General features: G+C 56.4%; 2 protein-coding genes and 1 pseudogene. All 3 read left to right on the top strand.

Going from position 1 to position 2,176, the window contains the following annotated elements:
- Nucleotides 1-227: pseudogene (locus tag ACO0LB_RS20375) on the top strand (IS66 family insertion sequence element accessory protein TnpB); the annotation flags it as partial.
- The gene (tnpB, locus tag ACO0LB_RS20380; RefSeq protein WP_423052498.1) at nt 224-556 is read left to right on the top strand and encodes an IS66 family insertion sequence element accessory protein TnpB; all 333 of its coding nucleotides are present in this window, start codon (nt 224-226) and stop codon (nt 554-556) included. The pseudogene ACO0LB_RS20375 and the gene tnpB, both read left to right, overlap by 4 nt.
- Nucleotides 557-631: 75 nt before the next feature.
- Nucleotides 632-2,125: an IS66 family transposase gene (gene tnpC, locus ACO0LB_RS20385; RefSeq protein WP_423052500.1), complete on the top strand. Its 1,494-nt coding sequence runs from the start codon at nt 632-634 to the stop codon at nt 2,123-2,125.
- Nucleotides 2,126-2,176 lie beyond the last annotated feature (51 nt).

The following is a 2,176-nucleotide window of genomic DNA, read 5'->3' on the forward strand; positions in this document are numbered from 1 at the left end:
GGAACTGGATCCGAGCCCAGGAACGTCACGGGGCGGAGCCAGCCGAATTTGCTTCGGCACAGCCGACTGCTGAGTTCATCCCGATTCAGTTGCCGACGCCATCAGCTGCACCAGCAGCTCACGACATCGAGATCGTCGTCAAACGCGGCGCAACGACGGTAACGGTGCGCTGGCCTGGGTCGGCCGCTGCTGATTGCGCCACCTGGTTGCAGCAGTGGTTGCGATGATCCGCATCGACGCGATCTGGCTGGCTACCGAACCGATCGATATGCGCGTTGGGATGGATACAGCGTTGGCCAAGGTAGTCAGGGTGTTTGGTGCTGCACGACCGCACCATGCCTACCTGTTTGCCAATAAGCGCTCGAACCGGATCAAGGTGCTGGTCTATGACGGTTTCGGCATTTGGTTGGCACAGCGCCGCCTCAACAAGGGGCGGTTTGTCTGGATGGAGAGTGGTACCGTATTGGTTAGCCTCAATGCCGAGCAGCTGCGTGCGCTGGTAACAGGTCTACCCTGGAAGAATCTGACGCATGATCATGCCATTGAGGTGGTATAGTGCCGATGCCGCAGAGATGTAAACGTCTGTAAACGGCGTTGATCAAATCGCTATCTGTCTGGCACACTATCAGACATGAACTTCGCCGCCACCATCGAACAGTACACCAAGGAACAACTGGTTCAGCTACTGATTCATCAGCAGGCGATGAACGCCAAGCTTACCCATGAGCTTGCCATTCTCAAACGCCAGAGATTCGCATTAACCAGCGAGGCGTATACCGGGGAGCAGCAGCGGGAATTGTTCGAAACGCTCGATATGGATCTGGCGGCAGTTCAGTCAGAAATCGAGAAACTGGCCCTGGAACAGCCTGCCACCGTAGAACCAGCCAAACAGCCACCTAAGCGAGCGCCGCTGCCAGCCAATTTGCCGCGCACCGAAATTCGCCACGAGCCCGAATCTACGCTATGTCAGTGCGGTTGCCAGATGAAGCGTATCGGTGAGGACGTGTCCGAGAAACTGGACTACCAACCCGGCGTGTTTATGGTGGAACGCCATGTGCGCGGCAAGTGGGTCTGTCAGTTATGCGAAACGCTGGTACAGGCGCCGCTGGCTCCACAGATCATCGACAAGGGCATTCCAACCTCCGGGCTGCTGTCGCAGGTGCTTGTGGCTAAATATGCTGATCACTTACCGTTATATCGGCAAAGTGGCATCTTTGAGCGGGCCGGATTGGCCATCCCGGATTCCACTCTGGCAGAATGGGTCGGCCGCTGCGGTGTGGCGTTGCAGCCGCTGGTCGATGCGCTGAAAGACGAATTATTGCAGCAAACCGTACTGCATGCCGATGAAACGCCGTTGCCGATGCTCAAGCCTGGCAATGGCAAGACGCACAAGGCCTTTCTGTGGAGCTATTGCAGTACGCATCTGAGTCCAATGAAGGCAGTCGTATTCGACTATGCAGAAAGCCGGGGTGGCAAACATGCCGAACTATTTCTCGGTCGATGGCGAGGAACCCTGGTATGTGATGACTTTAAAGGCTACAAGGCATTGTTCACCTCCGGTATCACGGAGGCTGGATGCATGGCGCATGCCCGGCGCAGATTCCATGAGCTATGGGCCAACCATAGTAGCCAGATCGCCGGCGAGGCATTGGAACTGTTCCGTCAACTGTATGAGATCGAGCGGGAAGCCACGTTGCTTGACCACGACCAACGTTTGGTCCTTCGTCAACAGCAGGCACGACCTGTAGCTGATGTGCTTCACAAATGGTTGTTGACTCAGCGCTCGCGCGTGCCTGACGGTGGCGCCACGGCTAGGGCGATCGAGTACAGTCTGAATCGCTGGTCGGCGCTGACTCACTACCTCAGCAACTCGTCGGTGCCAATCGATAACAATTGGGTAGAGAATCAAATCCGCCCCATCGCTCTGGGCCGCAAGAACTGGATGTTTACTGGAAGTCTGCGCGCAGGCAAACGCGCGGCGGTAATCATGAGTTTGATCCATTCAGCCCGCCTCAACGGGCACGATCCATATGCCTACCTGCGCGACATTCTGGAACGGCTGCCGCTACAACCGTTTAGTCAAATTAGCCAACTGCTCCCGCATCGCTGGGCCACCGTACAATAATTCTCACCACGATAAAGTCGTTCGGTCAACATGAGTTCGCCGGGCGGTTAC

The organism is Undibacterium sp. SXout7W (assembly GCF_049339385.1).
In the GTDB taxonomy this organism is placed as follows: domain Bacteria; phylum Pseudomonadota; class Gammaproteobacteria; order Burkholderiales; family Burkholderiaceae_D; genus Undibacterium.